Origin of the sequence: Salimicrobium flavidum (genome assembly GCF_900156645.1) — a bacterium.
Lineage (GTDB): Bacteria > Bacillota > Bacilli > Bacillales > Halobacillaceae > Salimicrobium > Salimicrobium flavidum.
This window is the reverse complement of record NZ_FTOC01000003.1, coordinates 207326-234205: the sequence shown is the minus strand read 5'-3', so window position 1 is coordinate 234205 and position 26880 is coordinate 207326. Positions and strand designations below refer to the sequence as shown.

Annotated in this window: 29 protein-coding genes and 1 tRNA gene; 1 reads left to right on the top strand and 29 read right to left on the bottom strand. The window is 48.6% G+C overall.

Features of this window, described 5'->3' with window-relative positions:
• Positions 1–14: 14 nt before the first annotated feature.
• From gpmI to BW944_RS06140, 8 genes are all read right to left on the bottom strand, one after another.
• Positions 15–1553 carry a 2,3-bisphosphoglycerate-independent phosphoglycerate mutase gene (gpmI, locus tag BW944_RS06175; protein ID WP_076557790.1) on the bottom strand — a complete coding sequence of 513 codons (1539 nt, stop codon included), beginning with the start codon at positions 1551–1553 and terminating at the stop codon, positions 15–17.
• Positions 1546–2307, bottom strand: coding sequence for a triose-phosphate isomerase (tpiA, locus tag BW944_RS06170; RefSeq protein WP_076557787.1), 762 nt, complete (start codon positions 2305–2307; stop codon positions 1546–1548). Before tpiA ends, gpmI begins: the two co-directional genes overlap by 8 nt.
• 18 nt (positions 2308–2325) lie before the next feature.
• Positions 2326–3507 carry a phosphoglycerate kinase gene (locus BW944_RS06165; RefSeq protein WP_076557785.1) on the bottom strand — a complete coding sequence of 394 codons (1182 nt, stop codon included), beginning with the start codon at positions 3505–3507 and terminating at the stop codon, positions 2326–2328.
• 134 nt (positions 3508–3641) lie between these two features.
• Positions 3642–4649 carry a type I glyceraldehyde-3-phosphate dehydrogenase gene (gene gap, locus BW944_RS06160; RefSeq protein ID WP_076557783.1) on the bottom strand — a complete coding sequence of 336 codons (1008 nt, stop codon included), beginning with the start codon at positions 4647–4649 and terminating at the stop codon, positions 3642–3644.
• Between the two features lie 36 nt (positions 4650–4685).
• Positions 4686–5714, bottom strand: a complete 1029-nt coding sequence (locus BW944_RS06155; RefSeq protein WP_076557781.1) for a sugar-binding transcriptional regulator — start codon at positions 5712–5714, stop codon at positions 4686–4688.
• Between the two features lie 137 nt (positions 5715–5851).
• Positions 5852–6091 (bottom strand): glutaredoxin family protein, encoded by a 240-nt coding sequence (locus BW944_RS06150; protein ID WP_076557779.1) that lies wholly within the window; start codon positions 6089–6091, stop codon positions 5852–5854.
• 117 nt (positions 6092–6208) lie between these two features.
• Positions 6209–6433, bottom strand: coding sequence for a hypothetical protein (locus BW944_RS06145; protein WP_076557777.1), 225 nt, complete (start codon positions 6431–6433; stop codon positions 6209–6211).
• 178 nt (positions 6434–6611) lie between these two features.
• Positions 6612–6685 (bottom strand) — tRNA-Arg (locus tag BW944_RS06140).
• 191 nt (positions 6686–6876) lie between these two features.
• Between BW944_RS06140 and clpP the strand changes: the two genes are divergently transcribed.
• Entirely contained in the window at positions 6877–7461 is a 585-nt protein-coding gene (gene clpP, locus BW944_RS06135) for an ATP-dependent Clp endopeptidase proteolytic subunit ClpP (protein WP_076557775.1), read from the top strand.
• A gap of 391 nt (positions 7462–7852) precedes the next feature.
• Here clpP and BW944_RS06130 read toward each other — a convergent pair whose 3' ends face one another.
• The 21 genes from BW944_RS06130 to hprK form a co-directional block, all read right to left on the bottom strand.
• Positions 7853–8107, bottom strand: a complete 255-nt coding sequence (locus BW944_RS06130; RefSeq protein WP_076557773.1) for an HPr family phosphocarrier protein — start codon at positions 8105–8107, stop codon at positions 7853–7855.
• 122 nt (positions 8108–8229) lie between these two features.
• Complete coding sequence (whiA, locus tag BW944_RS06125) at positions 8230–9189, bottom strand: DNA-binding protein WhiA (RefSeq protein ID WP_076557771.1); 960 nt, start codon at positions 9187–9189, stop codon at positions 8230–8232.
• A gap of 15 nt (positions 9190–9204) precedes the next feature.
• On the bottom strand, positions 9205–10170 hold the full coding sequence (locus BW944_RS06120; protein WP_076557769.1) for a gluconeogenesis factor YvcK family protein: 966 nt from the start codon (positions 10168–10170) through the stop codon (positions 9205–9207).
• Positions 10167–11057, bottom strand: a complete 891-nt coding sequence (gene rapZ, locus BW944_RS06115; RefSeq protein WP_076557767.1) for an RNase adapter RapZ — start codon at positions 11055–11057, stop codon at positions 10167–10169. The genes BW944_RS06120 and rapZ overlap by 4 nt, the downstream gene beginning before the upstream one ends.
• Before the next feature lie 197 nt (positions 11058–11254).
• The gene (trxB, locus tag BW944_RS06110) at positions 11255–12208 is read right to left on the bottom strand and encodes a thioredoxin-disulfide reductase (RefSeq protein ID WP_076557765.1); all 954 of its coding nucleotides are present in this window, start codon (positions 12206–12208) and stop codon (positions 11255–11257) included.
• 73 nt (positions 12209–12281) lie between these two features.
• Positions 12282–13280: a tetratricopeptide repeat protein gene (locus tag BW944_RS06105; RefSeq protein ID WP_076557764.1), complete on the bottom strand. Its 999-nt coding sequence runs from the start codon at positions 13278–13280 to the stop codon at positions 12282–12284.
• 271 nt (positions 13281–13551) lie between these two features.
• On the bottom strand, positions 13552–14166 hold the full coding sequence (gene hisIE / locus BW944_RS06100) for a bifunctional phosphoribosyl-AMP cyclohydrolase/phosphoribosyl-ATP diphosphatase HisIE (protein ID WP_076557762.1): 615 nt from the start codon (positions 14164–14166) through the stop codon (positions 13552–13554).
• Positions 14163–14921, bottom strand: a complete 759-nt coding sequence (gene hisF / locus BW944_RS06095; protein WP_076557758.1) for an imidazole glycerol phosphate synthase subunit HisF — start codon at positions 14919–14921, stop codon at positions 14163–14165. The genes hisIE and hisF overlap by 4 nt, the downstream gene beginning before the upstream one ends.
• Positions 14921–15643: a 1-(5-phosphoribosyl)-5-[(5-phosphoribosylamino)methylideneamino]imidazole-4-carboxamide isomerase gene (gene hisA / locus BW944_RS06090; RefSeq protein WP_076557756.1), complete on the bottom strand. Its 723-nt coding sequence runs from the start codon at positions 15641–15643 to the stop codon at positions 14921–14923. The genes hisF and hisA overlap by 1 nt, the downstream gene beginning before the upstream one ends.
• A 28-nt stretch (positions 15644–15671) precedes the next feature.
• Positions 15672–16304, bottom strand: a complete 633-nt coding sequence (gene hisH / locus BW944_RS06085) for an imidazole glycerol phosphate synthase subunit HisH (RefSeq protein ID WP_076557755.1) — start codon at positions 16302–16304, stop codon at positions 15672–15674.
• On the bottom strand, positions 16301–16891 hold the full coding sequence (gene hisB / locus BW944_RS06080) for an imidazoleglycerol-phosphate dehydratase HisB (protein WP_076557753.1): 591 nt from the start codon (positions 16889–16891) through the stop codon (positions 16301–16303). Before hisB ends, hisH begins: the two co-directional genes overlap by 4 nt.
• Positions 16884–18161, bottom strand: coding sequence for a histidinol dehydrogenase (gene hisD / locus BW944_RS06075; RefSeq protein WP_076557751.1), 1278 nt, complete (start codon positions 18159–18161; stop codon positions 16884–16886). Before hisD ends, hisB begins: the two co-directional genes overlap by 8 nt.
• On the bottom strand, positions 18158–18793 hold the full coding sequence (gene hisG, locus BW944_RS06070; RefSeq protein WP_076557750.1) for an ATP phosphoribosyltransferase: 636 nt from the start codon (positions 18791–18793) through the stop codon (positions 18158–18160). Before hisG ends, hisD begins: the two co-directional genes overlap by 4 nt.
• Complete coding sequence (locus tag BW944_RS06065) at positions 18786–19973, bottom strand: ATP phosphoribosyltransferase regulatory subunit (protein WP_076557748.1); 1188 nt, start codon at positions 19971–19973, stop codon at positions 18786–18788. Before BW944_RS06065 ends, hisG begins: the two co-directional genes overlap by 8 nt.
• A gap of 73 nt (positions 19974–20046) precedes the next feature.
• Positions 20047–20862 carry a hypothetical protein gene (locus BW944_RS06060; protein WP_076557747.1) on the bottom strand — a complete coding sequence of 272 codons (816 nt, stop codon included), beginning with the start codon at positions 20860–20862 and terminating at the stop codon, positions 20047–20049.
• Between the two features lie 134 nt (positions 20863–20996).
• A complete protein-coding gene (locus BW944_RS06055; RefSeq protein ID WP_076557745.1) occupies positions 20997–22658 on the bottom strand; it encodes a glycerol-3-phosphate dehydrogenase/oxidase in 1662 nt (553 codons plus the stop codon).
• A 195-nt stretch (positions 22659–22853) separates the two neighbouring features.
• Positions 22854–23399, bottom strand: a complete 546-nt coding sequence (locus tag BW944_RS06050; RefSeq protein ID WP_076557744.1) for a glycerol-3-phosphate responsive antiterminator — start codon at positions 23397–23399, stop codon at positions 22854–22856.
• Positions 23396–23887: an acyltransferase gene (locus BW944_RS06045; RefSeq protein WP_076557742.1), complete on the bottom strand. Its 492-nt coding sequence runs from the start codon at positions 23885–23887 to the stop codon at positions 23396–23398. The genes BW944_RS06050 and BW944_RS06045 overlap by 4 nt, the downstream gene beginning before the upstream one ends.
• Positions 23888–23890: 3 nt before the next feature.
• Entirely contained in the window at positions 23891–24841 is a 951-nt protein-coding gene (locus BW944_RS06040; protein WP_076558089.1) for a nucleoside recognition domain-containing protein, read from the bottom strand.
• A gap of 11 nt (positions 24842–24852) precedes the next feature.
• Positions 24853–25689 (bottom strand): prolipoprotein diacylglyceryl transferase, encoded by an 837-nt coding sequence (gene lgt, locus BW944_RS06035; RefSeq protein ID WP_076557741.1) that lies wholly within the window; start codon positions 25687–25689, stop codon positions 24853–24855.
• A 12-nt stretch (positions 25690–25701) separates the two neighbouring features.
• Positions 25702–26661, bottom strand: coding sequence for an HPr(Ser) kinase/phosphatase (gene hprK, locus BW944_RS06030; RefSeq protein WP_076557739.1), 960 nt, complete (start codon positions 26659–26661; stop codon positions 25702–25704).
• Between the last annotated feature and the right edge of the window lie 219 nt (positions 26662–26880).

Sequence of the window (26880 nt, the reverse complement as noted above, 5' to 3'; positions counted from 1 at the left end):
ATTTTAGTTATCTGTTACTTTTTAATAATCGATTCGCCGGTCATATCTTCCGGTTTTTCGACGCCGAGAAGGTCGAGTAGCGTAGGCGCAAGATCGCCGAGCACTCCGTCTCCCTTTAGCTCTGCGCCTTCTTTCGTAACGATGACCGGTACGGGGTTCTTCGTATGGGCGGTCATCGGATCGCCACTGGTCGTCGTCACTTCATCGGAATTTCCGTGGTCGGCTGTAATGATCGTGGAACCGCCTTTGTCTATGATTTTATCGACGATTTTACCAAGACACTCGTCAACGGCTTCAATCGCTTTGATCGTCGGTTCGAGTTTACCGGAGTGGCCGACCATATCCGGGTTGGCGAAGTTCAGGATGATCGCATTGTGATTATCTTCATCCAGGTCCTTGAGTAACGCGTCCGTCACTTCATAGGCACTCATTTCAGGCTTCAGATCATACGTAGCTACATCCGGAGAGTTGATGAGTATCCGGTCTTCCCCTTTGAACTCATCTTCCCGTCCCCCGCTCATAAAGAACGTAACGTGTGGGAATTTTTCTGTCTCTGCAATCCGGAGCTGGGTCATGTCATTCTTCTCGAGAACTTCACCGATCGTGTTCTTCAGTTCATTCGGAGGAAAAATGATTTTATCCGTATCTACAGTGTCGCTATAAGCGGTCATCGATACGAAGTAAATATCCTTCGGCGCATCACCGCGATCGAAATATTCGAAATCGTTGTTGGCAAACGCCTGAGAAAGCTGAATCGCTCTGTCAGGACGGAAATTCGCGTATACGATGGAATCTTCGCTTTCCACGTTGGCTACCGGCGTTCCGTTCTCATCTGTAAGAACGATCGGTTCCACAAATTCATCGTGGATATCTTCATTATAAGAACGTTCTACAGCTTCGATGGCATCCGTCGCTGTTTTCCCTTTGCCGTGAGCGATAGCATCATACGCTTTCTTCACGCGGTCCCACCGTTTATCACGGTCCATCGCATAATAACGTCCGGACACGGTAGCAATCTTTCCGAGACCAATCTCATCGAGTTTGGACTGAGCCTGTTCGAGATACGTCTTAGCCGTCTGGGGCCCGACGTCGCGTCCGTCAAGGAACGCGTGCAGATAGACCTTTTCAAGACCTTCTTTTTTCGCAAGTTCTATGATCGCAAGCACGTGTTCACTATGGCTATGGATGCCTCCGTCCGAAAGAAGACCGAAGACATGAAGGGCTTTTCCACTTTTCTTGGCATGACGGACAGCACTCACAAGCGTATCGTTTTCAAAGAAGTCCCCTTCGCGGATAGCCAGGTTTATACGGGTCAGACTCTGATAAACGACACGGCCCGCTCCGATGTTCAGGTGGCCGACTTCCGAATTGCCCATTTGTCCTTCAGGAAGACCGACCGCTTCTCCGCAGGCGGTGAGCTGGGAATGCGGATACTGGTTCCAGAAACGATCGAAGTTCGGCGTATTCGCCGCCTTGACGGCATTCCCGTATTCTTCCTCGCGGATAGCGTAGCCGTCAAGGATGATCAATGCTGCAAGAGGCTGTTTACTCATGTTTGCCTGCCTCCACCAATTTCAGGAATGAATCGGCTTCCAGACTCGCACCGCCGACAAGAGCACCGTCAATATCGGACTGGGAAAGAAGCTCATCCGCGTTTGCAGGCTTCACACTTCCTCCGTATTGAATGCGCACAGCTTCTGCCGCTTCTGTTCCGGAAAGTTTTTCTACGACTTTACGGATATGCGCGCAAACTTCATTCGCCTGTTCGCTTGAAGCAGTACGTCCGGTTCCGATAGCCCAGATAGGTTCATAGGCGATGATCAGCTGTGTCACCTGCTCATCCGTCAGTCCTTCAACAGCTTTCGTAATCTGACTCTCGATATGGTTCATCGTTTCGTCCGCTTCCCTTTGTTCGAGAGACTCTCCGACACAAACGATCGGTGTAAGACCATGATCGAATGCGGCATGCACCTTCTTGTTCACGATTTCATCCGTTTCGCCGAAGATGTCGCGACGCTCGGAGTGGCCGATCACTACATAAGTGACACCCAGGTCTCTAAGCATGACAGGGCTCACCTCACCGGTGAATGCACCCTTTTCTTCGAAGTGCATGTTCTGCGCACCGATTTCCACGTTAGAGTCCATCGTTTCCTCTACCAGTTTCTGAAGAAAAGGAAAAGGTGCACACACTACGGATTCAACATCACCTTTAAAAGGGACGTTATTCCTGACTTCCCTGATGAAAGATTCCGCTTCTGTATGGGTCTTATTCATTTTCCAGTTACCTGCGATTACTTGTTTACGCATCTAGATCACCTCTTTGGATTATTTGTCGTTCAGGACTGCTACACCAGGAAGTTCTTTCCCTTCCATGAATTCAAGAGAAGCTCCTCCACCTGTGGATACGTGATCCATATCAGAGGCATACCCGAACTTCTCGACAGCTGCAGCGGAATCTCCGCCACCGATGATGGTGTAGCCTTTCGTTTCAGCGAGAGCTTCAGAAACAGCCTTAGTACCGCCGGCGAATTTCTCAAGTTCGAATACACCCATTGGTCCATTCCAGATGATAAGTTTCGAATCCTTCACGATACTTGAGAATTTCTCACGCGTTTTCGGACCGATGTCGAGGGCTTCCCAATCTGCCGGGATTTCTTCGATGTCCACTTCTTTCGTGTTTGCATCTTCTCCGAAGTCATCAGCCACGATCGCATCCACCGGCATGATGAAGTTTACATTATTATCTTTCGCCTTCTGCATGTATTGTTTCGCCAAATCGATTTTATCCTCTTCAAGCAGGGATTTACCGATTTCATATCCTTGAGCTTTTACGAAGGTGTAGGCGAGGCCTCCGCCGATAATCAGATTATCAACTTTATCCAGTAAATGATCGATGACACCGATTTTGTCTTTGACCTTCGCCCCACCGATGATGGCTGTGAACGGACGGTCCGGTTCTGTGAGAGCACTGCCGAGCACATCCAGTTCCTTTTTCATAAGAAACCCTGCGACAGCAGGAATGTGTTCAGCTACACCAGCTGTCGATGCATGCGCACGGTGAGCTGCACCGAAGGCATCATTGACATAAAGGTCGGCCATATCCGCAAAAGCTTTTGCAAGTTCTGGGTCGTTTTTCTCTTCACCAGCTTCAAAACGAACGTTTTCAAGGAGAAGAATATTTCCGTTTTCAAGCGTGGAGACAGCCTTCGTCACGTCTTTTCCGTATACGTCGTCGGATTTCAGTACATCTTTTCCGAGAAGATCGCTCAGACGCTTCGCTACCGGGTCCAGACGCAGTTCATCAGAAGCTTTTCCATCCGGACGTCCGAGGTGGCTTGCGAGAATGACTTTCGCACCGTTACCCGTTAGGTGTTGGATAGTAGGGATGGCAGCTTTAATCCTCGTATCGTCTGTCACTTCCCCGTCTTTCATAGGTACGTTGAAGTCTACACGGCAAAATACCGCTTTCCCTTCAACCTGTACGTCACTGATCGTTTGTTTATTCATCTTCAAACAACCTCCTTTTATCTTCCTGGTATGTACGATTCCACTTTATGGAGAAGCGGAAACGCCATAATTTATTCCTTTATTACATGGATAAAGGAGGAGGACATAGGACCTCCCCCTTTATTATTCATCTCTTATAGTCCTTGTTTTTTAAGATATGCAGCAAGGTCTACACAACGGCTGGAATAGCCATATTCGTTGTCATACCAGGAAACGACTTTCACCATGTTGCCTCCAAGGCTCAATGTGGAAAGACCATCGATGATGGAAGAATGAGCATCACCGTTGTAGTCGGAAGATACAAGCGGCTCGTCACTGTAATCCATGATGCCTTTCAATTCGTTTTCTGCTGCTTCTTTCAGTGCAGCGTTCACTTCGTCTACTGTTACGTCTTTATCAAGCTCCGCAACGAAGTCGACGATGGAAACGTTTTGGGATGGAACACGCATAGCCATACCAGTAAGTTTACCTTCAAGTGTAGGAAGTACTTTTGTAACAGCTTCTGCAGCACCAGTCGTTGTCGGGATGATGTTCTGCGCTGCCGCACGGGCACGACGATAGTCTTTGTGTGGCAGGTCAAGAATCTGCTGATCGTTCGTGTAAGAGTGAACTGTTGTCATCATACCACGATTGATTCCGAACTTGTCGTTAAGAACTTTAGCGTAAGGTGCCAGGCAGTTCGTAGTACAGGAAGCATTAGAAAGTACATCGTGGCTGTCTTTGTCATAGTCGCCTTCATTGACGCCCATAACTACAGAGAAATCTTCTCCTTTGGCAGGTGCAGAAATAATGACTTTCTTCGCTCCCGCTTCGATGTGTTTCCTTGCATCTTCCCCTTGAGTGAAACGGCCTGTGGATTCGATGACCACTTCTACTCCGAGGTCTCCCCATCCTAGCTGAGCAGGGTCTTTTTCGGATTTGACGATGATTTCTTTACCACCTACTACAAGGTTATCACCATTAACTTCGACTTTTTCTTCAAGTGTACCGTGTACTGTATCATATTGAAGAAGGTGAGCGAGCATATTTGCGTCGGTAAGGTCGTTTACTGCAACTACTTCAACTTCGTCGTTGTGCAGAGCAGCACGGAATACGTTACGTCCGATACGTCCAAAACCATTAATTCCTACTTTTACTGTCATGCTAAATTCCTCCTTAGATTATACAATCTTTTTTATTCAAAGGGACGAATCCCTTATGAGCTCTTTGGCTGCTCCTTCGTCCGTAATAAGGACGTTGCTTTTTCCTGGTCGGAAATAAGAAGCTATGGCATCCGCTTTGGAATGACCGCCGGCTACAGCGATCACCTGTTTATCTTTCTCAAGATCTTCAAGCTGTAGCCCTACCGTTCTTACTTTGTGCACCACTTCCCCGTTTTGGTTGAAGTAGTACCCGAACGCTTCCCCTACCGCCTGGTTCTCTTTGATCGTTGCCAGTTGGTCATCGGGTGTCTTTCTACGCTCCGCCATGGTTATCGCATCACCCAGACTGTGGATGACGATATCCGAAGTGCGGATGATACCGAGAATACTTTTGACAGAAGGCTCTTCGATGATGGTCTGATACGATTCCTCGCTGATCGGGTCCGGCACGTAAAGTAATCGATAGTTTCCCCTCACTTTACGGGCCATTTCCACACAAATCGTATTGGCCTGATGTTCTACACGCTCACCGAGGCCTCCGCGTGCCGGAACGAAAAGAGTATTTTCCATTCCGGAAAACGGAGTCATCCGCGCAGCAACGGCGGCCATTGTCGTACCACCGGTCACAGCAATCGTCTGAGCAGTCGTGGAAATGGACTGAAGGTAGCTTACGCAAGCCTTTCCCATTTCCTGCTTCACCCAATCATATTCATCACTGTCTCCCGGAACTACGATGACAGTCTTCAGTTTCAGTTTTTCCTTTAATTGAGCTTCTAAAACCTTTGCTCCGGATACTTCCTTCATATAATCCGCCATCTCATCCAGAACATTGTGACCTTCAGCCGTAAGCAGAAGACCTCTTGTGGTCACATGTACCATTCCCTGTTGCTGCAGAAAATTGATTTCAGAACGGATAGTGCGTTCGGCCAGGTTCATATTATCAGCAAGGGCCCTGCGGCCGATCGGTTCCATGAGCTGTACGTAATGAAGCAATCGGTAGCGGTTCTGTACAACCTCTAAAACATCCGGATATAACTTTTTCTGTAATTCAATCCATTCCCTCATCATCAGTGCTCCTTTTAGTTAAAAAGGGGGTTCGGGGCAATTGTGTCCCTCTATTACATATTGTGTCCCACTAGGAGCAAAAAAATATTTCTTTCACCAATTATATTATCAATAGTCGGTGAAAAGTGCAAGTCTATTTACTCTTGCAAGCGCTCTCTCATCTCATTTTCACTCAACTGCGGGAACACCAATTCCTTTCCATTTATAATGACGACAGGAATCTTCAGTGCATATGCTTCATGCAACCTGTCCTCTTCCTCTATATCCTTTTCCCGAAATTCCATTTCATAATCATCTTTAAGGAAATCGATCCACACTTTCACCTCTTCGCAAAGAGGGCAGTTTTTTCTCGTATATAAAGTCACTTCATTTTTCATTCTATCACCTTTTTCACACGACAATGGGTACCTTCATTATGGATGTCCGTTCTTCTATTCGGACTCTGCGGAACAAAAGACCGTGAAGATCGATCCATACATATAAAAAAAGAGCACCTATGAAGCATGCCCTTTCCCATCGTAATACCCACTGTCTATTTTTTTTTGTTTCGCTTTAAGAAAAGTTCTCAATTCTTTCTCGACGGACCATTGAGGCGCGCGAGCCATCAGTTCATAATTAAAGGAGATTCTGTTTTGGGTCTTCATGTCGAACATATGAATTCTTCGGCTTTCGATAAACTGGTCAGTCCACAATATTTTGAAGCGAATAATATTTGACATAGTACCTCCTTTTGGGGCGAAGCGCTACGTTTCTGTAAAATTCATTATAACAGAAAACTATTCGTTTTCCTAGATTTTTATAATTATTCACCAGGATGAGCCCTGTTCAAAAGGCATTCCCTATAATTTCAAGCTAACCTTCCATGTAAAGAATGGAAGGTTAGCTTGAAAAGGTTAGTGCGCCCGAGAGGACTTGAACCCCCGACCTATAGAACCGGAATCTATCGCTCTATCCAGCTGAGCTACGGGCGCATATCGACACAGAAACTATTATAACGGTTTGAGTATGAGAACGCAAGGATTGCAAAGATGTTTATTTACTCATTGTTAGGGAAAAGTGGTTGAAGGAATTATAGGAAGTTTTTCGTTTGACCTTTATTGACCATAGAGGTATGATGAAAATACAAAATCATTCTTAGTGAATGAAATGGGAGGAATACAGTATGAATCTTATACCAACAGTAATTGAACAAACCAATCGCGGGGAACGCGCGTATGACATTTATTCCCGTCTGCTGAAAGACCGGATCATCATGCTCGGCAGCCCGATCGACGACAACGTATCCAACTCGATCGTTGCACAGCTCCTGTTCCTGGCTGCGGATGACCCGGATAAAGACATTTCCCTATACATCAACTCCCCGGGTGGATCGATCACTGCCGGAATGGCGATTTTCGATACTATCCAGTTCATCAAACCGGATGTTTCCACAATCTGCACCGGAATGGCAGCATCCATGGGAGCATTCCTACTTAACGCTGGAGCGGAGGGCAAACGTTATGCTCTTCCTAACAGTGAAGTGATGATTCACCAGCCACTCGGCGGCACCCAGGGTCAGGCTTCCGATATTGAAATCCATGCGAAACGCATCATCCAGATGAGAGAGAAACTGAACAAAATCCTTGCTGATCGTACCGGGCAACCATATGAAGTGATCGAGCGCGATACAGACCGCGATAACTTCATGACTGCTCACGAAGCTGTCAATTACGGCCTGATCGATAAGGTTATGGAAAATAATAAGTAATCTTCGTAAAAGCGGTCTCTGATTGCGAGAGACTACTGAAAAAATTACGAAAGATAGCATTAAAAAAGCGGGTGATATGGAATTTTTTCCATATCACCCGCTTTTATTCTATTTTCATGAGGCTCGTCTTTTGAATTCATTGACCATGAACAAAGCGCTTGGAATAATACGAATAACATCAATCTATAATCGATGACCCCCGTCATCATTTGAAGAACAACACCGAGTATCCTTTGGAAACAGCACGAGTGGAAACTCCCTTTGATCAAGCGTTATCCTGAGCACGAGGGGATTGAGACCGTCTCTGAGCCCGCTACTTTCTAAGGTTCCATAAGTATAGGTCATCCTCGATTACCGACTATATGTTGTTCATATATTCACAAAAAATGCCCTACGATTCCTTCACGAAAGCCTCAAGTTCATTGATGGCTTCTTCTTCATCATGCCCATCAGTAATGAGAACGACTTCCTCATCACTGGCAATAGCCAGGCTCATCAGTCCCATTATGCTTTTTGCATTCACCCGTTTTTCATTCTTTTCGATGAATACTTCAGAATGAAAACGATTAGCCAGCTGGACAAACTGAGCTGCCGGTCTCGCCTGAAGACCTGTGGATAACTCTACTTCTACTTTTCGTTCTATCAACAGTCATTCTCCTTTCTGCCTTTTCATTTTGAAAGCGCATTCAGCACGATCGAAAAAACGCCCCCGTCTCCGGGGTGACGTTCTACTGTACTACATTATAGCACGAAACTTCCGAAAATACATCAGTTCCCCCCTGAGGATTGTGGCACTTCCCCATTCCTCACCTTCTCTGCGAATTCATCGATTTTCTTCAGTCGATGATTGATTCCGGATTTACTGATCTTTCCGCCCGGAAGCAATTCCCCGAGTTCTTTAAGAGAAACGTCCTGATTTTCAAGTCGCACAGCCGCGAGGTCTCTCAGTTTCTGGGGCATCGCGTCAAGACCGACGGTGCTTTTGATGAAACGGATGTTTTCCACCTGTCTGAAAGCTGCTCCGATCGTTTTATTCAGATTAGCCGTTTCACAATTCACGAGACGGTTCACCGAGTTCCTCATATCCCTGACGATACGCACATCTTCGAATTTGAACAGGGCCTGATGAGCGCCGATGTTACTGATGAACTCCGTTATTTTCTCCGCTTCCTTCAGGTAGGTGATGAATCCATTCCTCCGTTCGAGAGTACGGGCATGCAGATCAAACGAATTCATGAGCTTACAGAGAGCTTCGTTATGGAATTCGTCCGAAGAATAGATCTCCAGGTGATAAGATGAAGTCTCGGGGTTGTTGACGGATCCTCCTGCAAGAAAGGCGCCGCGAAGATAGGCTCTTTTCCCTTTCGTCGTCTGAACGTACTTTTCAGGGATTTTTTTGTTCACTGACAGGGGCCCTTCCAAAATTTCCAGTTCATCCAAAATCACTTCCGCGTTTTCCTTCATCCGTACAATATAGACATTGTTCTTCTTCAGACGCATCTTTTTCCTTACGAGAAGCTCTGCGGGATAAGGGAAAAGCTGTTTCATCAAAGTATAGATGCGCCGGGCGATGGCAGCATTCTCCGTCTGGACGTCCAATAGATACTTCCTGTTTCTAAGGGAAAACGTCCCGTTCATCCGGACTAATGCTGCCAGTTCCGCTTCATTCGCTTCCATGTCCTCTTTCATATTCGTCAGTTCTTTTTTGATTTCTGAGGCGAAAGACACCGCAATCCCTCCTTTCTAAACACTATGCTGCACAAGCATATGATATAACAGTCTTGATAGTTTTTCAGCATCATGTCGGATCACCGGCTGGGATCTATCGATAATGTCCTCTTCAATGATTTTTATATTCATCGACCGGAGACGATCAAGATCATAGGAGACCGGCTCGGCGTTTTCTTTGGCATACAGTTGACGGGTTTCCGACCTGATCGGCTGATTATGGACGATGATCGAATCGATGACATCGTCTCCGATGTGATCATAAATCGCCTGCAAATGATCCGCCGCCGAATAGTGGGAGGTTTCCCCTTCCTGCGTCATGACGTTGCACACATACGTCACCGTCGCTTCTGTATCTCTCAAAGCTTCCCTGACTTCCGGGATGATCAGATTCGGCAGTATACTCGTGTACAGGCTCCCCGGAGATATAACGATCAGCTCCGACTCCCTGATCGCCTCCACCGCTTCCGGTAAAGGCTGTGCAGGCATGGGACTCAGAAACACCCGTTTGATCCTTTTGTTCACTTCCGGAATTCTAGACTCCCCGGAAACCACTGTGCCGTCTTCCATTTCTGCGTGGAGGTACATGGAATATTTGGATAAAGGGTAGATATTCCCCTTTACGTTTAGCACCTGGGAGATCTGCTTGATCCCGTCGTAAAAGTCGCCCGAGAGGTTCGTGACAGCAGCAAGAAGCAGATTCCCCATCGAATGACCGGAGAGACCGTTCCCGTCCGGAAAACGATGCTGGAATAAATCGAGAAGCATCGGCTCCGCTTCCGATAAAGCTGCAATGACATTCCGTATATCGCCCGGAGCAGGCATTTCCATCTCCGAACGCAATTTCCCCGAACTCCCCCCGTCATCTGCAATCGTTACGAGCGCAGAAAGGGTGATCGGCTGTTTTTTCAATCCTCTAAGCAGGACGGGCATTCCGGTACCGCCACCGATGACGAGTACTCTGTTGTCTGTCTGTCTCATTGTGTTAAGCCCTTTCTCTTGTTGATATCTCTATGATTCACTTTCGTTACGTAATCATCTCCGAAGTAGTCGGCCAGAAACTCGGCAATCGCTACGGAGCGGTGTTGCCCACCGGTACAGCCGATTGCGATGATGATCTGGGACTTCCCTTCTTTTCGGTAACGTGGAAGCATGAATTCGAGTAGATCTTTCAATTTATCCAGAAACTGTTTCGTCTCCGCCCATTTGAACACGTAATTGAATACGTCCTGATCAAGGCCTGTCAGTGCACGCATATGCTCCACATAATGAGGATTAGGAAGGAAACGCACGTCAAACATCAGATCCGCATCGATCGGTACGCCGTGTTTGAAGCCGAAGGACACCATCTGTACCGAGAAGACCTGCTGCTCTTTTTCTTTGAACGTCTGCAGGATCTCATCGCGCAGAGCTCTCGGTTTCAGCTCTGTCGTATCGATGATCGTCTGGGCTCTCCCCCTCAGCTCATCCAGCATCTCTCGTTCCTTTTTGATCCCGTCGAGAGGAAGTCCATCCGGTGCTAAAGGATGGAATCGTCTCGTTTCTTTATAGCGGGAGACGAGCACCTGGTCTATGGCATCGAGAAAAAGAATGTGATCCTCAAGCCAGTCCTCCCGGCTCAAATGATCCAGAGCCTCGATTAGGGAATCGAAGAATTCTCTCCCCCTGAGATCCATGACGAGCGCAACGTTGGTGATATTATTATTCGGGTCCTTCATCAGCTCCAGAAACTTCGGTAACAGAGCCGGTGGCAAATTGTCCACACAAAAGTAGCCGAGGTCTTCAAAACTTTGCACGGCTACGGTTTTTCCTGCACCGGACATGCCGGTAATAATAACGAGTTTCGCATTGTTTGCTTGTGGATCCATAATTCTCCCCCTTACGAATACATGCCTTACACTTTCCCTTATTATACAACTTTCCGGGAAGGAAACACAAAAAAAGCACAGGTGAGGAACACCTGTGCCACAAAGGTATATCTTAAAAAAGGGGGTCTATCATTACTTCAATTGTAACGAAAAAGTGTGTCACGCGTGTTACACACGGGTTACTTTTAAATTACTTTTTACGATCCCACTTTTTCAAGTTCTTCCATCAGGTTCTCAATATAATGTTGAGCAGACTGAGCGGCGATGCTTCCATCCCCGGTAGCTGTCACGATCTGACGCAGTTCTTTGTCACGGATATCTCCCGCAGCAAAAACACCACGCACATTCGTTTCCATACGCTCATCCGTCTCGACATACCCTTCTTCATTCGTCACTCCGAGATTACGGAACGCGGAGTTCAGCGGGATAAGACCGATATAGATGAAGGTACCATCCGTTTTGTACTCATACTCTTCTTCTGCTTCTTTATCATAGAGCGTCACACTACCGACTTTGCCGTTCTCGTCATTGATAGAGCTGACGGTAGTATTCCAGATGAAATTGATTTTTTCGTTATCGAAGGCCCGGTCCTGCAGAATCTTCTGCGCCCGTAGTTCATCACGGCGGTGCACGACGGTCACCTTGCTGGCAAACCGTGTAAGGTAGACACCTTCTTCAACGGCTGAATCTCCCCCGCCGACGACGACGAGTTCCTTGTCCCGGAAGAAAGCTCCGTCACATACAGCGCAATAAGAGACGCCCCGGCCACCAAGTTCTTTTTCACCGGGTACACCGAGTTCTTTATACTCCGCTCCGGTTCCAAGAATGATCGAACGTGCTTTATACTCTTTTTTGCCTGCTTTGACGGTTTTATACTCTTTGCCGTCGATGATTTCTTTAATATCTCCATACGCATATTCAGCACCGAACTTCTTCGCATGTGAAAACATTTTATTGGATAAGTCAGGTCCAAGGATACTTTCATACCCCGGGTAGTTCTCCACGTCTTCCGTATTCGCCATCTGGCCACCCGGAATGCCGCGTTCGATCATCAGTGTGCTCAGATTCGCACGTGATGTGTAAACAGCTGCAGTCATACCGGCAGGCCCTGCACCTACAATAATAACGTCATAAATGTTCTCTTCACTCATGGCCATTCACTCCTTAGCTTTCGCAATCTGTCATTATCATAGTAAATCCATCATTGCTCGTCTATATTTCTGCTCATCCCGTAATCCATGGCCCATCAGAATCCGTCAGCTCAGGAAAACGCTGCGTTCCGCGCTTCCACAGCTCCTCCGACTTGAAGGGATCGCCACAATAGAAAGAAGCGATGCTGTACCATTTCAAATACTGATAACGATTTTTCACTGCTTTTTTTCCGAGCATTCTGAACCGATCGACGGCCTCTGTGTATTCTCCTGCTCTTGTAAGAGCCACTGCCACAGCAAGCTGCTGTTCTTCATGCATAGGGTAGACGTTCTTCAATTGGAATATATGATGCTTCATCAGCTCGAATTGATTCATCTCCACATAGAAAGTCACCAGGTTGATGTGACAAAGGATATCTTCAGGCGTCTCTTCCAGCCATTCACGTTCCATATCGACAGCGGCTTCGCGGTTCCCGGAATGGAACAAAGCGTAGGCGTATTGATGATTGGTCAGAGGGAAGGTCGGAAAGAGGTTCATCATTTCTTCGAGAAGCGCGAGTGCTTCTTCCCATTCATGATGTTCAAGATGATAATGTACCGTCTCCTGGTAAACGAGAAGTTCGTCCTCTTCATCGAACTGGAAATCCTCTTTCTCTTCAGGTTCGAGCGAATCGATCATTTCTTTCAACTGCTCAGCGGCTTCCTTGAACTCACCCTCCGGATCGCGCTCCATATAAGTATCGAGATACCTGCTTGCATCCTGAAACAGACCGAGATGAGCGTAATTGTTCGCCATAAGGTAATAACAGTCAGGGTACGTGTCCCCTTTTTCCCTCAACACTTCGTTAAGTAGCTGATTCGCTGCATGATAAGAACCAACTTCCGTATAAACGACGGAAAGCTGGCATTTATATAATGGTTCGTTTTCATTTATCTCTATCGCCTTTTTCAGCCATCGTACGGCGCGGTCAAATGACCTTTTCTGAAAGGCCTGCACACCGTAACTGAAATAAAAGCTGCTATTTGGGACGAAAGGAATGACGTTGCTTTCATCCTTCACCAATGTCGTCATAAATGGCCCCCTACTCCGATTCGTCAATCTAACAATTTCCAAGTATATCATAAAACGGAGCTTTAGATGAGAGGAGGGCCAAAATTTTTTACTTTTTGACTCTGTTATCGTTCCTAATTGATTTTTATCTCTACGGGTGGAAGCTTGCCGCGGGCATGACGTAAACTTCCGGAATCTCTCTACGTTCTATTCCGGTGATTTTTAAGTTCATGCTACTCCCGCAGGCGTCTCCACCCTTCGTTGTGAAATCAAAAACTGGCTTTAACAGAGCCTACTTTTTATGACGTTTTTCCAGAACCTCCAGGACTGCATCGAAAGAAACATTTCTGTCGGTAAGCAGCATGAGAAGGTGGAACAATAGATCCGCCGACTCGAGAGCAAGCTCTTCTTTGTCGTCATTTTTCGCTGCGATAACGACTTCTCCGGCCTCTTCGCCGATCTTTTTAGCGATTCTGTCGACTCCTTCCGCGAAGAGTTGCGACGTATACGAGCCTTCCGGAAGTTCCGCTTTTCTCTTTGCGAGTACTTCCTGGAGCTCGGTAAGCATCCGGTATCTGTCTTCGGGATGAGACGTCAGTGTTTCACCGAAGCAGCTGTAACTACCGGTGTGGCAAGCCGGACCTGAAGGGATGACCTGTACGAGAATCGCATCCTGATCACAGTCATATGCCATATGCTCTACCTGCTGGGTATTTCCGGAGGTCTCCCCTTTATGCCACAGTTCTCCGCGGGAACGGCTGTAAAAGACGGTCTCCCCTTTTTGGAGCGTCTGTTTCAGTGCTTCTTCATTCATATATGCAAGGGTCAGCACCGCTTTTGAACGTGCGTCCTGTACAATCGCCGGAACAAGACCCTTTTCATCGAAAACGACTTCTTCTATGTTCACCTTATCGCCACTCCTTTATTCCTCAAGTAATCTTTCACATTGCTGATGGATGTTTCTTTGTAATGGAAGATGGACGCGGCCAGAGCGGCGTCGGCATCCACTTCTGTGAACACTTCGTGGAAATGTTCTTTGTTTCCGGCACCACCGGAAGCGATGACCGGAATGGATACTACACTCTGAACGGCTTCAAGCATCGGGAGATCGAAGCCCGTTTTTTCCCCGTCCTGATTCATGGAGGTGAGTAGTATCTCTCCGGCTCCGAGCTTTTCAGCTTCTAGAGCCCAGTCCGTAACCCGGCGCTTTGTTTTGTGACGACCTCCGGCTGTATAGACATACCAATCCCCCGTCTCTTCCTCAAAACGGCCGTCGATCGCGACCACGATACACTGGGAACCGAAATAATCCGCTCCTTCCCTGATCAATTCGGGACGCTTGACGGCCGCCGAATTCACCGCCACTTTGTCCGCTCCGTTGCGGAGTGTTTCGCGCATGTCTTCGAGTGTGCGTATGCCTCCTCCGACAGTGAATGGAATCGCCAGTTCCGAGGCGACCTCACGAACAACATCGATCATCGTTTCCTTCCCTTCATGGGTAGCGGATATATCGAGAAACACGAGTTCGTCCGCGCCTTCTTCATCATACGCTTTCGCCAGTTCTACCGGGTCTCCTGCGTCCCGGATGTCTACGAACTGTATTCCTTTGACGACTCGGCCTTCTTTGACGTCCAGGCAAGGGATGATACGTTTCGCCAGCATTACACTTCCTCCTTCAGGGCATCCTTCAAGGTGAATCGACCTGTATAAAGAGCCTTTCCGATGATCGTCCCGCTTATATTCGGATGGTTCTTCAATTCTTTGATGTCTTCAAGTCCCTGAATACCGCCGGAAGCGATCACTTCCACTCCGGTTTCTCTGGCAAGGTCCGCGATTTCTTCCGTGTTCGGTCCTGAAAGCATCCCGTCTTTTGCGATATCCGTGTAAATGAAGGTGGAAGCCCCGGCATCACGGAGTTCTTTTCCGATATCCGCAGCCTTTATCTCTGAAGTCTCCAGCCACCCCTCTGTTGCGATGTATCCGTTCTTCGCATCGAGACCGATCACGATCCGTTCCCCGTACGTGCGGAGCAGTTCTTTCGTGAGTTCTACATTTTTTACAGCGAGCGATCCGATGATCACCCGGTCCACTCCCTGGTCAAGATAGAAGGCTGCGTCCTCTTTTGAACGGATACCTCCACCGATCTGCACCCGGCAGTCGAGTTCCTTAGCTACACGGATCACGTCTACCGCGTTTTTCTTCGAGCCTTCCTTCGCTCCATCCAGGTCGACCATATGTATCCAGGATGCGCCTTTTTCCACGAAATCACGGGCGACATCAAACGGACTGTCCCCGTAGACTGTTTCTTTATCGAAATCTCCCTGTTCCAATCGTACGCACTTTCCGTTACGCATATCGATGGCGGGATAAATAGTAAAACTCATCGATTCCCCCCGCTTTCCTCATAAGAATTCATGCATGCTTTCCGACTTTCTTACAGAAGTTTTCAAGAAGCTGTACACCTGCCCGTCCACTCTTTTCAGGATGGAACTGACTGGCCACGACGTTCTCTTTCCCTACAATCGCAGGTACCTGCTGGTGATAATCCGCTGTCGCCAGCAGAATCGATTCGTCACCGGTCTCCACCACGTAAGAATGGACGAAATATACGTACTCCTCCCCGACGTTCTCGAGCACGTAGTGGTCCGGACGGTGAAGCTCGAGCTGGTTCCATCCCATGTGAGGTACCTTGTACTTCTCCCCTTTTTCCGTCCTCCCGCTAAAACGGCGGATCGTTCCGGGAAACACGCCGAGACCTTTCGTATTTCCGCCCTCTTCACTGGATTCGAACAGAAGCTGCATTCCGAGACAGATCCCGTAAAAAGGGACACCGGCTTCGATCTTTTCATGGATGAATTCAATGAACCCGTGTTCTTCAAGAGCTTTCATCGCGTCCGGAAAAGCTCCGACACCGGGGAGGATCAGCCCTTCGACATCTTCTAGCTTCTCCGGCCGATCTCCGATACAGTAATCGACGTCCAGACGCTCCAATGCTTTCGACACACTGAAGAGGTTGCCCATGCCGTAATCGATGATACCGATCATGACAGGCTCCCTTTCGTGCTCGGCACGCCTTCGACTCTCGGATCGATTTCGGTCGCTTCATCGAGAGCGCGGCCGAATGCCTTGAACATCGCTTCTGTAATGTGATGGGAATTATGACCGTGATGAACGACGATGTGAAGGTTCATCCTTGCTTCAAGGGCCAGTTTCCAGAAAAATTCATGAACGTTTTCCGTATCGAAGGTGCCGATTTTTTCAGAAGGGATATCAGCATGCCATTCCAGGTGAGGACGATCGGACAAATCCAGCGCCACTGTGACGAGCGCTTCGTCCATAGGCAGAATCATCGAGCCGTACCGTTTCATCCCCTGTTTATCTCCGATAGCCTCACGCAGAGCCTGTCCGAGACAAATGCCTATATCTTCGGTGAGGTGATGATCATCGACCTCCACGTCTCCCTTTCCGCTCACTTTCAGGTTGAAAAGGCCGTGCTTCGTAAAAAGTTCCAGCATATGAGAGAGGAACGGAACCTGCACTTCAAGCTCCGCTTTCCCTTTCCCGTCCACATCGAACTGCAGGTCGATATCCGTCTCCCGTGTTTTCCTCATAATACTTCCCGATCTAGTCATCGTAACGCTCCTTCCTCTTTTCGACGGCACGAGCATGCCCCTCCAGGTCTTCCAGACGGGCGAAACTCGCAATTTTATCCGCATGTTCTTTCCAGGCCGCTTCACTGTAGGAAATGATACTTGATTTCTTCATGAAGTCATGGACGTTCAACGGACTCGAAAACCTTGCCGTTCCGCTCGTAGGCAGAACATGATTCGGACCTGCAAAGTAATCGCCGACCGGCTCAGAACTGAACGGGCCGAGGAAGATCGCTCCGGCGTGTCTGATGCTCCCGAGCTGATCATAAGGGTTGGCCGTCATCACTTCCAGATGCTCCGGAGCAAGATCGTTCACGGCTGCCACCGCTTCTTCCATCGTTTCCGTGACAATGATACCTCCGTAGGTGTCCATACTCGCGGTTGCGATCGTTGTTCTCGGAAGATCAGCAAGCTGGCTTTTCACTTCCTTTTCCACTTTTCCGGCGAGCTCTTCGGAGGTGGTGACACAGATGGCCGAAGATCGTTCGTCATGTTCGGCCTGGGAAAGAAGATCTGCAGCCACTTCCCCTGGACGGGCGGTCTCATCACATAAAACGACGATCTCACTGGGACCGGCGATCATATCAATGTCCACTTCACCGTACACTTCCTTTTTCGCAAGGGCCACGAAAATGTTCCCGGGACCGGTTATTTTATCGACGAACGGAACCGTTTCCGTACCATAGGCGAGAGCCGCGATGGCCTGCGCTCCACCTATTTTATAAATTTCCTTAACACCGAGGATCTGTGCTGTGGCCAGCACTCCGATCGGCACCTGATTGTTCGGACCAGGTGGGGTGACCATAGCTATCCGCTTCACTCCTGCCACCTGCGCAGGAATGATGTTCATCATCACAGAGGAAGGATAGGCTGCCGTCCCCCCGGGTACGTAAACCCCTACCCTGTCGAGGGAAGTGTATTTCTGACCCAGCAACGTCCCGTCCAGAGACGTATCGAACCAGGACGAGGGCACTTGTTTTTCATGAAAACGACGGATGTTCCGTGCCGCTTCCTGGATGATGTCGAGGTATTTCCCACTCAAAGATTCGTATGCGTCACTTATCTCTTCTGAGCTTACCCTGAATTCGGACAGAGAGACCCCATCGAATTTATCCGTATATTTTCGAACCGCACTATCTCCGTGTGTCCGTACATCCTTCACGATTTCCTCTACAGAAGCCGCAGCTTCCGAAGTATCTCCCTGACGTTTCGCCTTCCATTCTTTTATATCTTCCCGTGTCAGCCTGTTCATGAAGACACCCCTATCTGTTCACCCATTTTTTCGACGAGAGGATCGATCCGGTCACTCTTCGTGCGGTAGCTGACCGGGTTCACGATCAGACGCGACGTGATATCCGTAATCTTTTCATATTCGACAAGACCATTCTCCTTCAGCGTACGGCCGGTGGATACGATATCGACGATCCGGTCACTCAACCCGATCAGGGGAGCGAGTTCAATCGAACCGTTCAGAGGGATGATTTCAATCTGTTCCCCCTGTTCCCGATAGTAATCAGAGGCGACTTTCGGGTATTTCGTTGCAATCTTCGGCGCAATCCGACTGAGCGGCTGACCTGGGAGTCCGGCAACTGCGATGTAACAAGGGCTGATCTTCAGATCGAGCACTTCGTATACATCTCTATCCTGTTCAAGGAGAACATCTTTGCCGGCGATGCCGATATCCGCCGCTCCATATTCGACATATGTCACTACGTCCATCGGCTTGGCCATCATCACGTTGATGTTCTGTTCCGGGAACTCTAAAATCAGCTTACGGGACTCCTCCGCACCCGTACCGATGTCATAACCCGCATTTTTCAGCAGTTCGGCCGCCTCTTCGAAAATCCGTCCTTTCGGCATAGCGATCGTCAAAGGCTTACTCATCGGTTTTCACTCCTTCCTTATCCACATCTATCACTGTTTTGAATTTCCGCGAGAATCCTTCTATGTTCGCTACCTGGTCTCTGTGCTGGATGACGACCCGCTCTCCGTCGTTCCGAAGACGCTCCGCTTCCTGCAAACCTTGCTTTAGGGTGCGGTCATCGACGAGAAGACAGATCGCTATCTTTTCAACCTCGGAAGACCCGTTCAATGCTTCTAAGAGACGTTCTACGTGTACCGCGAAACCTGTCGCAGAAGCATTCAGTTCAAAAGAAGGCAGCAGCGCGTCATACCTTCCTCCGTTGCAGAGAAGGGCTCCGACGTTCGGGGCATATCCTTCGAAAAGGATGCCTGTGTAGTAATCCATATGACTGATCAGATTCAGGTCGAACTGTACGTAGGAAGCCACTCCATACTGCTCCAGCGTCCGGTACAATTGCTTCAGGTCGTTCATCGCTTTCAGTCCGGCCTGACCTTTCGAAAGGGCTCTCGCTTCTTCAAACACTTCTTCCCCTCCACGAAGTCGAAGCAGTACGTTCAGATTATCCTTCGCCTCTTCCGGTACAGAAAGCGAGCTTACGTAGGATCTGTAACCGACATAATTTTTACGGTAGAGATAGGAAAGCAACGTTTCCACCGCCTCTTCATCATTCGGCATCACTTCTTCGAACAGGGAGCGGACGTAACCGATATGCCCGATTGTAATGACGAACTCCTGAAGACCTGTCTGTTTCAGCGAATCGATCAATAGAGCGATCACTTCCGCATCTCCATAAGACGAATGGTCTCCGATCAGCTCTGTCCCTACCTGTTCGAATTGGGCCGGTTTTCCGGCTTCCGATTGCTGGGCCCGGAAGACGGAACCGTCGTAGGCAAGTCTCAGCGGAAACGCTTCGTTCTTCAATTGCGAAGCAGCTACACGTGCAATAGGAGCTGTCATATCCGGTCTGAGCACAAGGGTGTGTCCCTGCTGATCCAGCAGTTTGAATAGTTGCTGGTCCTGAGTGGCGCTCATTTTCCCGACCGTTTCATGATACTCCACGAGCGGTGTATCCATGAACTGATAGCCGTGCGCTTCGATTACGCCTGTCAGTTTCTTTCTTACATGTTCTTTTTTGTTATAAAAAAAAGGAAGCGTGTCGCGCATTCCCAGTGGTTTTTCGAACATCAGTTTCTTCGCCATCGTGTCATCCCTTCCGTAAATCCTTTAGTATGCTAATATGCTAACAAAATAAAGAAACTCCGTCAATCCGAAATCATTGTTCCCGGTGTTCGAGGAAAAAAAGGAATATCAGCAGCGTATAAGGGATATCCTCCCGTTGCTCCCATTCCAGGACAGAACCGTTCATCCGTTGCAGGGAATCAGCTGCTCCTACAGGCACAGCACCCTTTTTCAAAGTGACCAGGGTCTGTCCGTCGTTATCTTTGATAGAATATTTTCCTATGTAGGGATCTCCTGAGGTCTGATAGAGTACATCCTCTTTTTGCCGGTATGTAAATACTGTCTGTTTATTCTTCTTATCTTTCTTTTCTTCCATGACGGCTACGTATATTCCGTCTCCCCGCTTCACGTAAGCTTTAGAACGAAGTGCGAACCCTTTCTTTTCTATTTCATACAGGGTTTCTCCGCTTTCTTGCACCTGATAGACAGAAGGGAGTGGAAAGTGGGCTAAATGGAGGGACAACGCACTCCCGGCCATTTTTTTCATCACCGTCGTTTTTTCCAAGATATCCCCCATCGGTGTACCGGACATGTTGAAAAAGCGCGCCCCTTGATCTTCGCCGCGACCGAGATACATCTCGTGCGGTACACTCGTAAAAGCGACGGGATCATCATCGGTGTCCATCGTCATATCAGCTGTACTTCCTGCTTTCACGAGGTCCTTCCACCCGGACTGGATGAAATAAAGCCCGCCGCCCAGTGCAGGTGCGCCGTAGATCAGCATCAGCCATGTTCCTCCGTCACTCGCAAGGAAGAACATGAGACTCCCTGCCCCGAACAGAAACAGAATCGCTCCGGTGATACACTGGTTCCGCCCATCTTTTTTAATAAACTGTTCTACCGAATCCATTCCGACACTCCTTTCCTATCTACTTATTATAAAGAAAATTCAATAAAAAAGCGATGGTCGATGCCTCCCATGTGTACGACCGAAAAAAGAAAAAACCTGCAGAAAGAATATTATCTCTGCAGGTCAGTTGATTTTTATACATATTCGACCGGTGTCACTGCTTCTTCCAGCAACTGGTCCAGTTCTTCCGTATAAGTCCGCTTTTCTTCTTCGGTCCATCCGAGCTCTTTCGCCATGTAGCGGATGACTTCCTCTTTATGCTCATGAACGAATCTGATATTGAAAAACAGAGCTCCGGTACGGCGAATGAAGAAATCCACCGGCTTATACGTCTGCTCTTCGGTGAGGCTGTAAACGAGCTGGGCGAATAGGGCCGGGTCGATATTTTCTTCCCCAGCTTTAGTTTTATTCTCTTCATATATACGATAAAGCTTGTCGATATTCGAACCATAGAAGTTTACGAATTTCTCCGCAACTTCCTTTTTCAATCCGGTTTCGACGCCCTGAATCACTTTTTCGTATTTGAATTTTTCAAAGCCTTTCGATCCTCCGACATCGCCTCCGGAGATAGGGGTGTCAATCGTATCGGTATCACCGAAGTAGATTTGATAATCGTCGGCCAACTGATCGCGCACGAGGTCGATGACGTGTTCCGCCATTTTACGATATCCGGTGAGTTTCCCACCGGCGATGGAGATGAGTCCCGACTCCGAAACGAAAATTTCATCTTTTCTCGAAATTTCGGATGGATCCTTCCCTTCTTCATGAACGAGCGGACGTAAACCGGCCCAACTCGATTCCACATCGTCCTTGGTTACATGGACATCCGGGAACATGCTCTTGATGGCTCTTAATAGATAATCACGATCTTCGAGTGTCACCGTAGGGTGAGAAATATCCCCTTCATATACGGTGTCTGTCGTACCGATATAAACTTTTCCGTCTCTCGGAATAGCGAAAATCATGCGGCCGTCCGGACTATCGAAATAAATCGCCTGCTGCAATGGAAAATCACTCTGATCAAAAACGAGGTGTGTTCCTTTCGTCAACTGCAACGTTTTCCCTTGTTTGGAGCCGTCTTCTTCTCTTAACGTGTCGACCCACGGGCCGGCAGCATTGATGATCCTTTTCGCTTTCACCTGATACGTGTCCCCGGTAATCGTATCTTCGATGACTGCTCCGGTAACTACGCCGTTTTCATAAATGAATTCTGTCACCTTCGCGTAATTCGTAGCTGTCGCCCCAAACTGTACCGCTTTTTTCATGACGTCGAGTGTCAGTCTGGCGTCATCCGTTTTATATTCTACGTAGAAGCCGGCGCCTTTAAGGTTTTCCCCGTTGACGAGCGGTTCGCGTTCCATCGCTTCTTTCGGTGAAAACATGCGGCGACGCTCCCCGCGTTTGACGCCTGCAAGATAATCGTACACCATCAGTCCGAGGTTCGTAGAGTAAGGTCCGAAATTCCCTTCTTTGTAAAACGGGAGCATCATCCACTCCGGCGTCGTTACGTGAGGACCGTTTTCATATACGATTTCACGTTCTTTCCCTACTTCGGCAACCATTTTCACCTCAAATTGTTTCAGGTAGCGTAGGCCTCCGTGCACAAGTTTGGTTGAACGTGAAGAAGTTCCTGCCGCGTAATCCTGCATCTCGACGACTGCTGTATTCATACCCCGGTTCGATGCATCAAGAGCGATTCCCGCTCCGGTGATGCCTCCTCCGATAACGAGTACATCCCACTGTTCTTCTGTCAATTTACGAAATTGTTCTTTGCGATCATAACTGGAAAAACTCATAGTCTCTTGCCCCTTCCTGTCGATTTCGTTTCTTTGATAGGTATTCCCCAAAGGGACGGAAATTATGCAAAAGCAAAAAAAGAGACCACAGATATCTTTACGTGGAACGTAAAGTTCTGTGGTCTCTCCTAATCTCCGACCTGTTATTAACTTAGCTTCAGTATAACAGACCCTCTCATCTGAAAGCAAGCCGACTCACGAAAAGCGCCACAAATCAGAGCGGGAGGTCGTAACTGCTACAGCTCCCGCCTGGAGCGCTTCGTCCACCTCTTCCTGTGTGCGTATGAGCCCACCGGCGATGATCGGAATATTGAGATCCTGGGTGATTTCACGGATCATACCGGGAAGAACGCCCGGAAGCAGCTCGATGTAATCGGGATTGGTCCGTTCTACCTGCTTTTTGTTCTGCTCGAGTGCCTGGCTGTCGATCAGAAACAAGCGCTGTACCGATGTAATACCGTAGCGCTTGGCCTGCTGGATGACGCCGGATCTGGTGGAGATGATTCCGTCCGGCTTCACCTCCCGTCCCAGGTACTCCATACCATAATCATCCGTCTTCAATCCCTGGACGAGGTCAGCGTGGATGAATACTGTTTTCCCGCGTTTCTTGGCTTCTCTTACCATACTTTTCAACAGTCCGATTCTCGTTTCGAGAAGGATGAGATAGTCCGTCTCCATCTCCAGCAACGTTTCGAAGTCTTTCATACGGCGTACAGCCGGCAACACCTTCTGTTCTATCATGAGTTCTCCCCCTTCCCGAGCTCGCGGAGTGGATTTCCTCCGACCACACTACCGGGTGCGATGTCTTTATGGACGACGGACCCAGCTCCCACTGTCGCTCCATCACCGATATGGACACCGGGAAGAATCGTACAGTTCGCTCCGATCATGACATCGGATCCGATGATTACGTCTCCGAGCCGATATTCCTTCGTCAAATATTCATGGGTAAGTATCGTTGTGTTGTAACCGATGATCGAATTTTCACCGACACTGATTTTCTCAGGAAACATCACGTCCGGCATAGCCATCAGTGCAAAAGCCGTTTTTTTCCCGATTTTCATTCCGAGAAAACGACGATAAAGCCGGTTCTTGAGAGGAATGAAAGGGGTATATCTTGCCAGTTGCAGGATGAGGAAATTTTTGACCACTTTCGTAAATGGAACTGTATGATACAGCTGCCACAGAGAATTCGGCCCTTTCACAACATATCGATCTGTCCGACGCATAAGTTACCCTCCCTGATAGGAATGCCGAGCCGATGTTCTTTTCTCGAGTCTCCGGTTCCATATAAAACCGATACCGGCCGTCAAAACGATAGCCGTAACCAGTCGTATCACGAGCAGCGGCCAGATAGGGATACCGAGAGCAATGAACACAAGGGTATCCTCCACGACTGCGTGACAGGAAACGAGAAAAATCATCGTCAGGTACATATCTTTTTTGGAAACCCCATCTTCCTCCACAGCCTGGATCATGACCCCGGCTCCATACGCAAGTCCGATCGTCAAACCGGCAGCGACAGTAGTGGAAGTGTTCGATTTCATCCCGAGAACCTTCATAAACGGGGCCATCCAGTTGGAGAATCGGAGCAGCCACCCTTTTTCACGGAAATACTGCATCGCGACCATCAGCGGAATGACGATGAGAGCCAGTTGCACAATGCTACCAGCAGCTGTCGTCACCCCGTGCCAGATGATGCTGAACATACCGGAGGGATCACTCTCCCCGGGTTGTGCGAATCCGTATGAAGCGAGCTGCTGACCACCACTCCAGAATGCATTGATGAGCCAGGCTGAGAAAATGGCAAGAGACAGTCTAAGTCCGACCACGAACCACCAGCTCACTCCGACCTTCTTCGCTACGGCCGACTCTAAAATAAGATTATGGGAAAAGGAGAGCATCACCGCCATGATGAAGACTTCCTTCACCGCAAAATCGAACGAAATGATCGCGGCGATTCCCGCATATAAATTGAGGAAATTCCCGATGACGAGCGGCACTGCCGCCTCCGCAGAAAGTCCGAGAGCACTCATTAGCGGAGAAATCTTATCCATCATCCAGGGGAAAATCGGGGTGTACTGAAGAATCGTCATGATCAGTGTAATCGGGAAAATGATCTTCCCGAGCGACCATGTCAAGGTCGCTCCCTGCTTCAGCCCCCGCTGTAAAATTCCGAACATGTCTTTTCGCCTCACTTCTTCACTTTCTTCCCGTCATAGTAACGGTCCGCCCGCTTCGTCCTGCGTCTGTACCAGATCAGGATAACCGCGACGATGATGAGTACAATAGAAATCACCTGAGCTGTTCGCAACTGTCCTACGATGTACAGACTGTCCGTACGCATTCCTTCGATGAAGAAACGTCCGAACGAATACCAGATGACATAACTCAGGAATACTTCCCCGCGACGAGGATTGATTTTTCTGGCAAGCAAGAGGAGCATGACGAATCCGAGGATATTCCATATAGATTCATAAAGGAACGTCGGATGGTACATAGTTCCATCGATACACATCTGCTGTGTGATGAAACCCGGAAGGTATTGCATGAAATTCTGATAAAAAGCCTCGGATACCGGTCCTCCGTGGGCTTCCTGATTCATGAAGTTCCCCCACCGGCCGATAGCCTGACCGAGGATGATACTTGGTGCGGCGATGTCCGCCATCATCCAGAAGGACAGCTTCCGCACTCTCGTATAAATGATACCCGTAATGACGGAGCCGATCAGCGCCCCGTGGATGGCGATGCCGCCTTCCCAGACAGCGAATACTTTCCAGAACGGTCCTCCGGCATACTGATCCCATTCGAAAATGACGTAATAAATTCGTGCCGATAAGATAGCGATCGGAATCGCATACACGAGCAGATCGACCATGTAATCCTTTTTCAGCCCGAGCCGTTCGGATTCATGAGTCGCAAGCCAAAGCCCGAGAAGAGCTCCGGTAGCGATGATCAGCCCGTACCAGTAAATATTGAGAGCTCCCAATTCGAGAAATACCGGATCGAGAGGGTCTGTCGTACAAGCCATTGGTCTCCCTCCTTAATCTTCTGACCGGTCTTCCGGTGCTGATGGTTGATCTTCCCCGGTTTCGATCACTTTGGTGAGGCGCTCCGAGAATTCTTCGGCCGCGTTGATGCCCATCCGTTTCAACCGGAAATTCATCGCCGCCACTTCGATGATGACAGCCAGGTTACGTCCGGGACGTACCGGGATCGTCGATTTCGGAATCTCGACATCCATGATCTTCATCGTCTCTTCTTCGAGACCTACGCGGTCGTACTGTTTCTTTTCATCCCATAATTCCAGATTGATGACCATCGTGATGCGTTTATGGCTCCTCACAGAACCGGCTCCAAACAGCGTCATCACGTTGATGATCCCGAGACCACGGATTTCAAGCAGGTGCTCGATCAGTGAAGGGCTGTTCCCGATTAACGTATCGTAGTCTTCCTGTCTGATTTCCACGCTGTCATCCGCTACGAGTCGATGACCCCGCTTCACCAGTTCAAGCGCCGTCTCACTTTTCCCGACACCACTGTTACCGGTGATCAGCACCCCGATACCGTAAAGGTCGACAAGGACGCCGTGGATCGCTGTAAATGGAGCGAATTTCGTTTCGAGATAATTCGTCAGTCGGCTGATGACCCGCGTCGTCTTATACGGAGAACTCATCAGCGGAACTCCACCGGCTTCGGCAGCATCCATCAGTTCTTGCGGAATATCGAGCCCCCGTGTGATCACGATACCCGGAGTCACGTCTGTGCAGAGTTTATCCATCCGTTCTTTCAACTGTTCGTTCGACAGTTCATTCAGATACGAGACTTCCGTTTTCCCGAGAACCTGCAGGCGTTCTTTCGGGTAAAACTTGAAGTATCCCGTCATCTCTACGCCTGGTCTTGAAATGTCACTCGTATGTATCTCCCTGTGGACCCCCGACTCGCCCGTCAAAAGTTCGAGTTCGAACCGGTCCAGTAATTCCTGGGTTATCACCTTCGCCACGCTATCTCCTCCTATGATGAATAATCACTGCCTCTCATTGTAGCATGATTTACAATAAAAGCGGAAGTTTCCGTTTAGAAGCACTGGCATAAGCATGAGGCTCTTTCTTTGGGTGGTCTTCCCCGAAGAAGAGACTTATGCTTATGACATGAGCTTCTGGAAACTGCAGCTGGATACAATAAAAGCGGAAGTTTCCGTTTAGAAGCGACAAACGAAACT

Excerpts from the sequence above, each read along its gene's own strand:
- BW944_RS06145 (WP_076557777.1), bottom strand. The coding sequence starts at position 6,433 with ATGTCAAATATTATTCGCTTCAAAATATTGTGGACTGACCAGTTTATC.
- BW944_RS06050 (WP_076557744.1), bottom strand. The coding sequence starts at position 23,399 with ATGATAGAACAGAAGGTGTTGCCGGCTGTACGCCGTATGAAAGACTTC.
- gpmI (WP_076557790.1), bottom strand. The coding sequence starts at position 1,553 with ATGAGTAAACAGCCTCTTGCAGCATTGATCATCCTTGACGGCTACGCT.
- hisA (WP_076557756.1), bottom strand. The coding sequence starts at position 15,643 with ATGAGTTTTACTATTTATCCCGCCATCGATATGCGTAACGGAAAGTGC.
- BW944_RS06060 (WP_076557747.1), bottom strand. The coding sequence starts at position 20,862 with ATGGATTCGGTAGAACAGTTTATTAAAAAAGATGGGCGGAACCAGTGT.
- hisH (WP_076557755.1), bottom strand. The coding sequence starts at position 16,304 with ATGATCGGTATCATCGATTACGGCATGGGCAACCTCTTCAGTGTGTCG.
- BW944_RS06155 (WP_076557781.1), bottom strand. The coding sequence starts at position 5,714 with ATGAGGGAATGGATTGAATTACAGAAAAAGTTATATCCGGATGTTTTA.
- BW944_RS06150 (WP_076557779.1), bottom strand. The coding sequence starts at position 6,091 with ATGAAAAATGAAGTGACTTTATATACGAGAAAAAACTGCCCTCTTTGC.
- hisB (WP_076557753.1), bottom strand. The coding sequence starts at position 16,891 with ATGACTAGATCGGGAAGTATTATGAGGAAAACACGGGAGACGGATATC.
- BW944_RS06045 (WP_076557742.1), bottom strand. The coding sequence starts at position 23,887 with ATGCGTCGGACAGATCGATATGTTGTGAAAGGGCCGAATTCTCTGTGG.
- BW944_RS06040 (WP_076558089.1), bottom strand. The coding sequence starts at position 24,841 with ATGTTCGGAATTTTACAGCGGGGGCTGAAGCAGGGAGCGACCTTGACA.
- BW944_RS06055 (WP_076557745.1), bottom strand. The coding sequence starts at position 22,658 with ATGAGTTTTTCCAGTTATGATCGCAAAGAACAATTTCGTAAATTGACA.
- BW944_RS06120 (WP_076557769.1), bottom strand. The coding sequence starts at position 10,170 with ATGAGACAGACAGACAACAGAGTACTCGTCATCGGTGGCGGTACCGGA.
- tpiA (WP_076557787.1), bottom strand. The coding sequence starts at position 2,307 with ATGCGTAAACAAGTAATCGCAGGTAACTGGAAAATGAATAAGACCCAT.
- BW944_RS06065 (WP_076557748.1), bottom strand. The coding sequence starts at position 19,973 with ATGGCGAAGAAACTGATGTTCGAAAAACCACTGGGAATGCGCGACACG.
- rapZ (WP_076557767.1), bottom strand. The coding sequence starts at position 11,057 with ATGGATCCACAAGCAAACAATGCGAAACTCGTTATTATTACCGGCATG.
- hisD (WP_076557751.1), bottom strand. The coding sequence starts at position 18,161 with ATGAACAGGCTGACACGGGAAGATATAAAAGAATGGAAGGCGAAACGT.
- trxB (WP_076557765.1), bottom strand. The coding sequence starts at position 12,208 with ATGAGTGAAGAGAACATTTATGACGTTATTATTGTAGGTGCAGGGCCT.
- hisF (WP_076557758.1), bottom strand. The coding sequence starts at position 14,921 with ATGCTGGCGAAACGTATCATCCCTTGCCTGGACGTCAAAGAAGGCCGA.
- lgt (WP_076557741.1), bottom strand. The coding sequence starts at position 25,689 with ATGGCTTGTACGACAGACCCTCTCGATCCGGTATTTCTCGAATTGGGA.
- BW944_RS06105 (WP_076557764.1), bottom strand. The coding sequence starts at position 13,280 with ATGACGACATTGGTGAAGGATGAAAGCAACGTCATTCCTTTCGTCCCA.
- clpP (WP_076557775.1), top strand. The coding sequence starts at position 6,877 with ATGAATCTTATACCAACAGTAATTGAACAAACCAATCGCGGGGAACGC.
- BW944_RS06165 (WP_076557785.1), bottom strand. The coding sequence starts at position 3,507 with ATGAATAAACAAACGATCAGTGACGTACAGGTTGAAGGGAAAGCGGTA.
- gap (WP_076557783.1), bottom strand. The coding sequence starts at position 4,649 with ATGACAGTAAAAGTAGGAATTAATGGTTTTGGACGTATCGGACGTAAC.
- hisG (WP_076557750.1), bottom strand. The coding sequence starts at position 18,793 with ATGAGTAAGCCTTTGACGATCGCTATGCCGAAAGGACGGATTTTCGAA.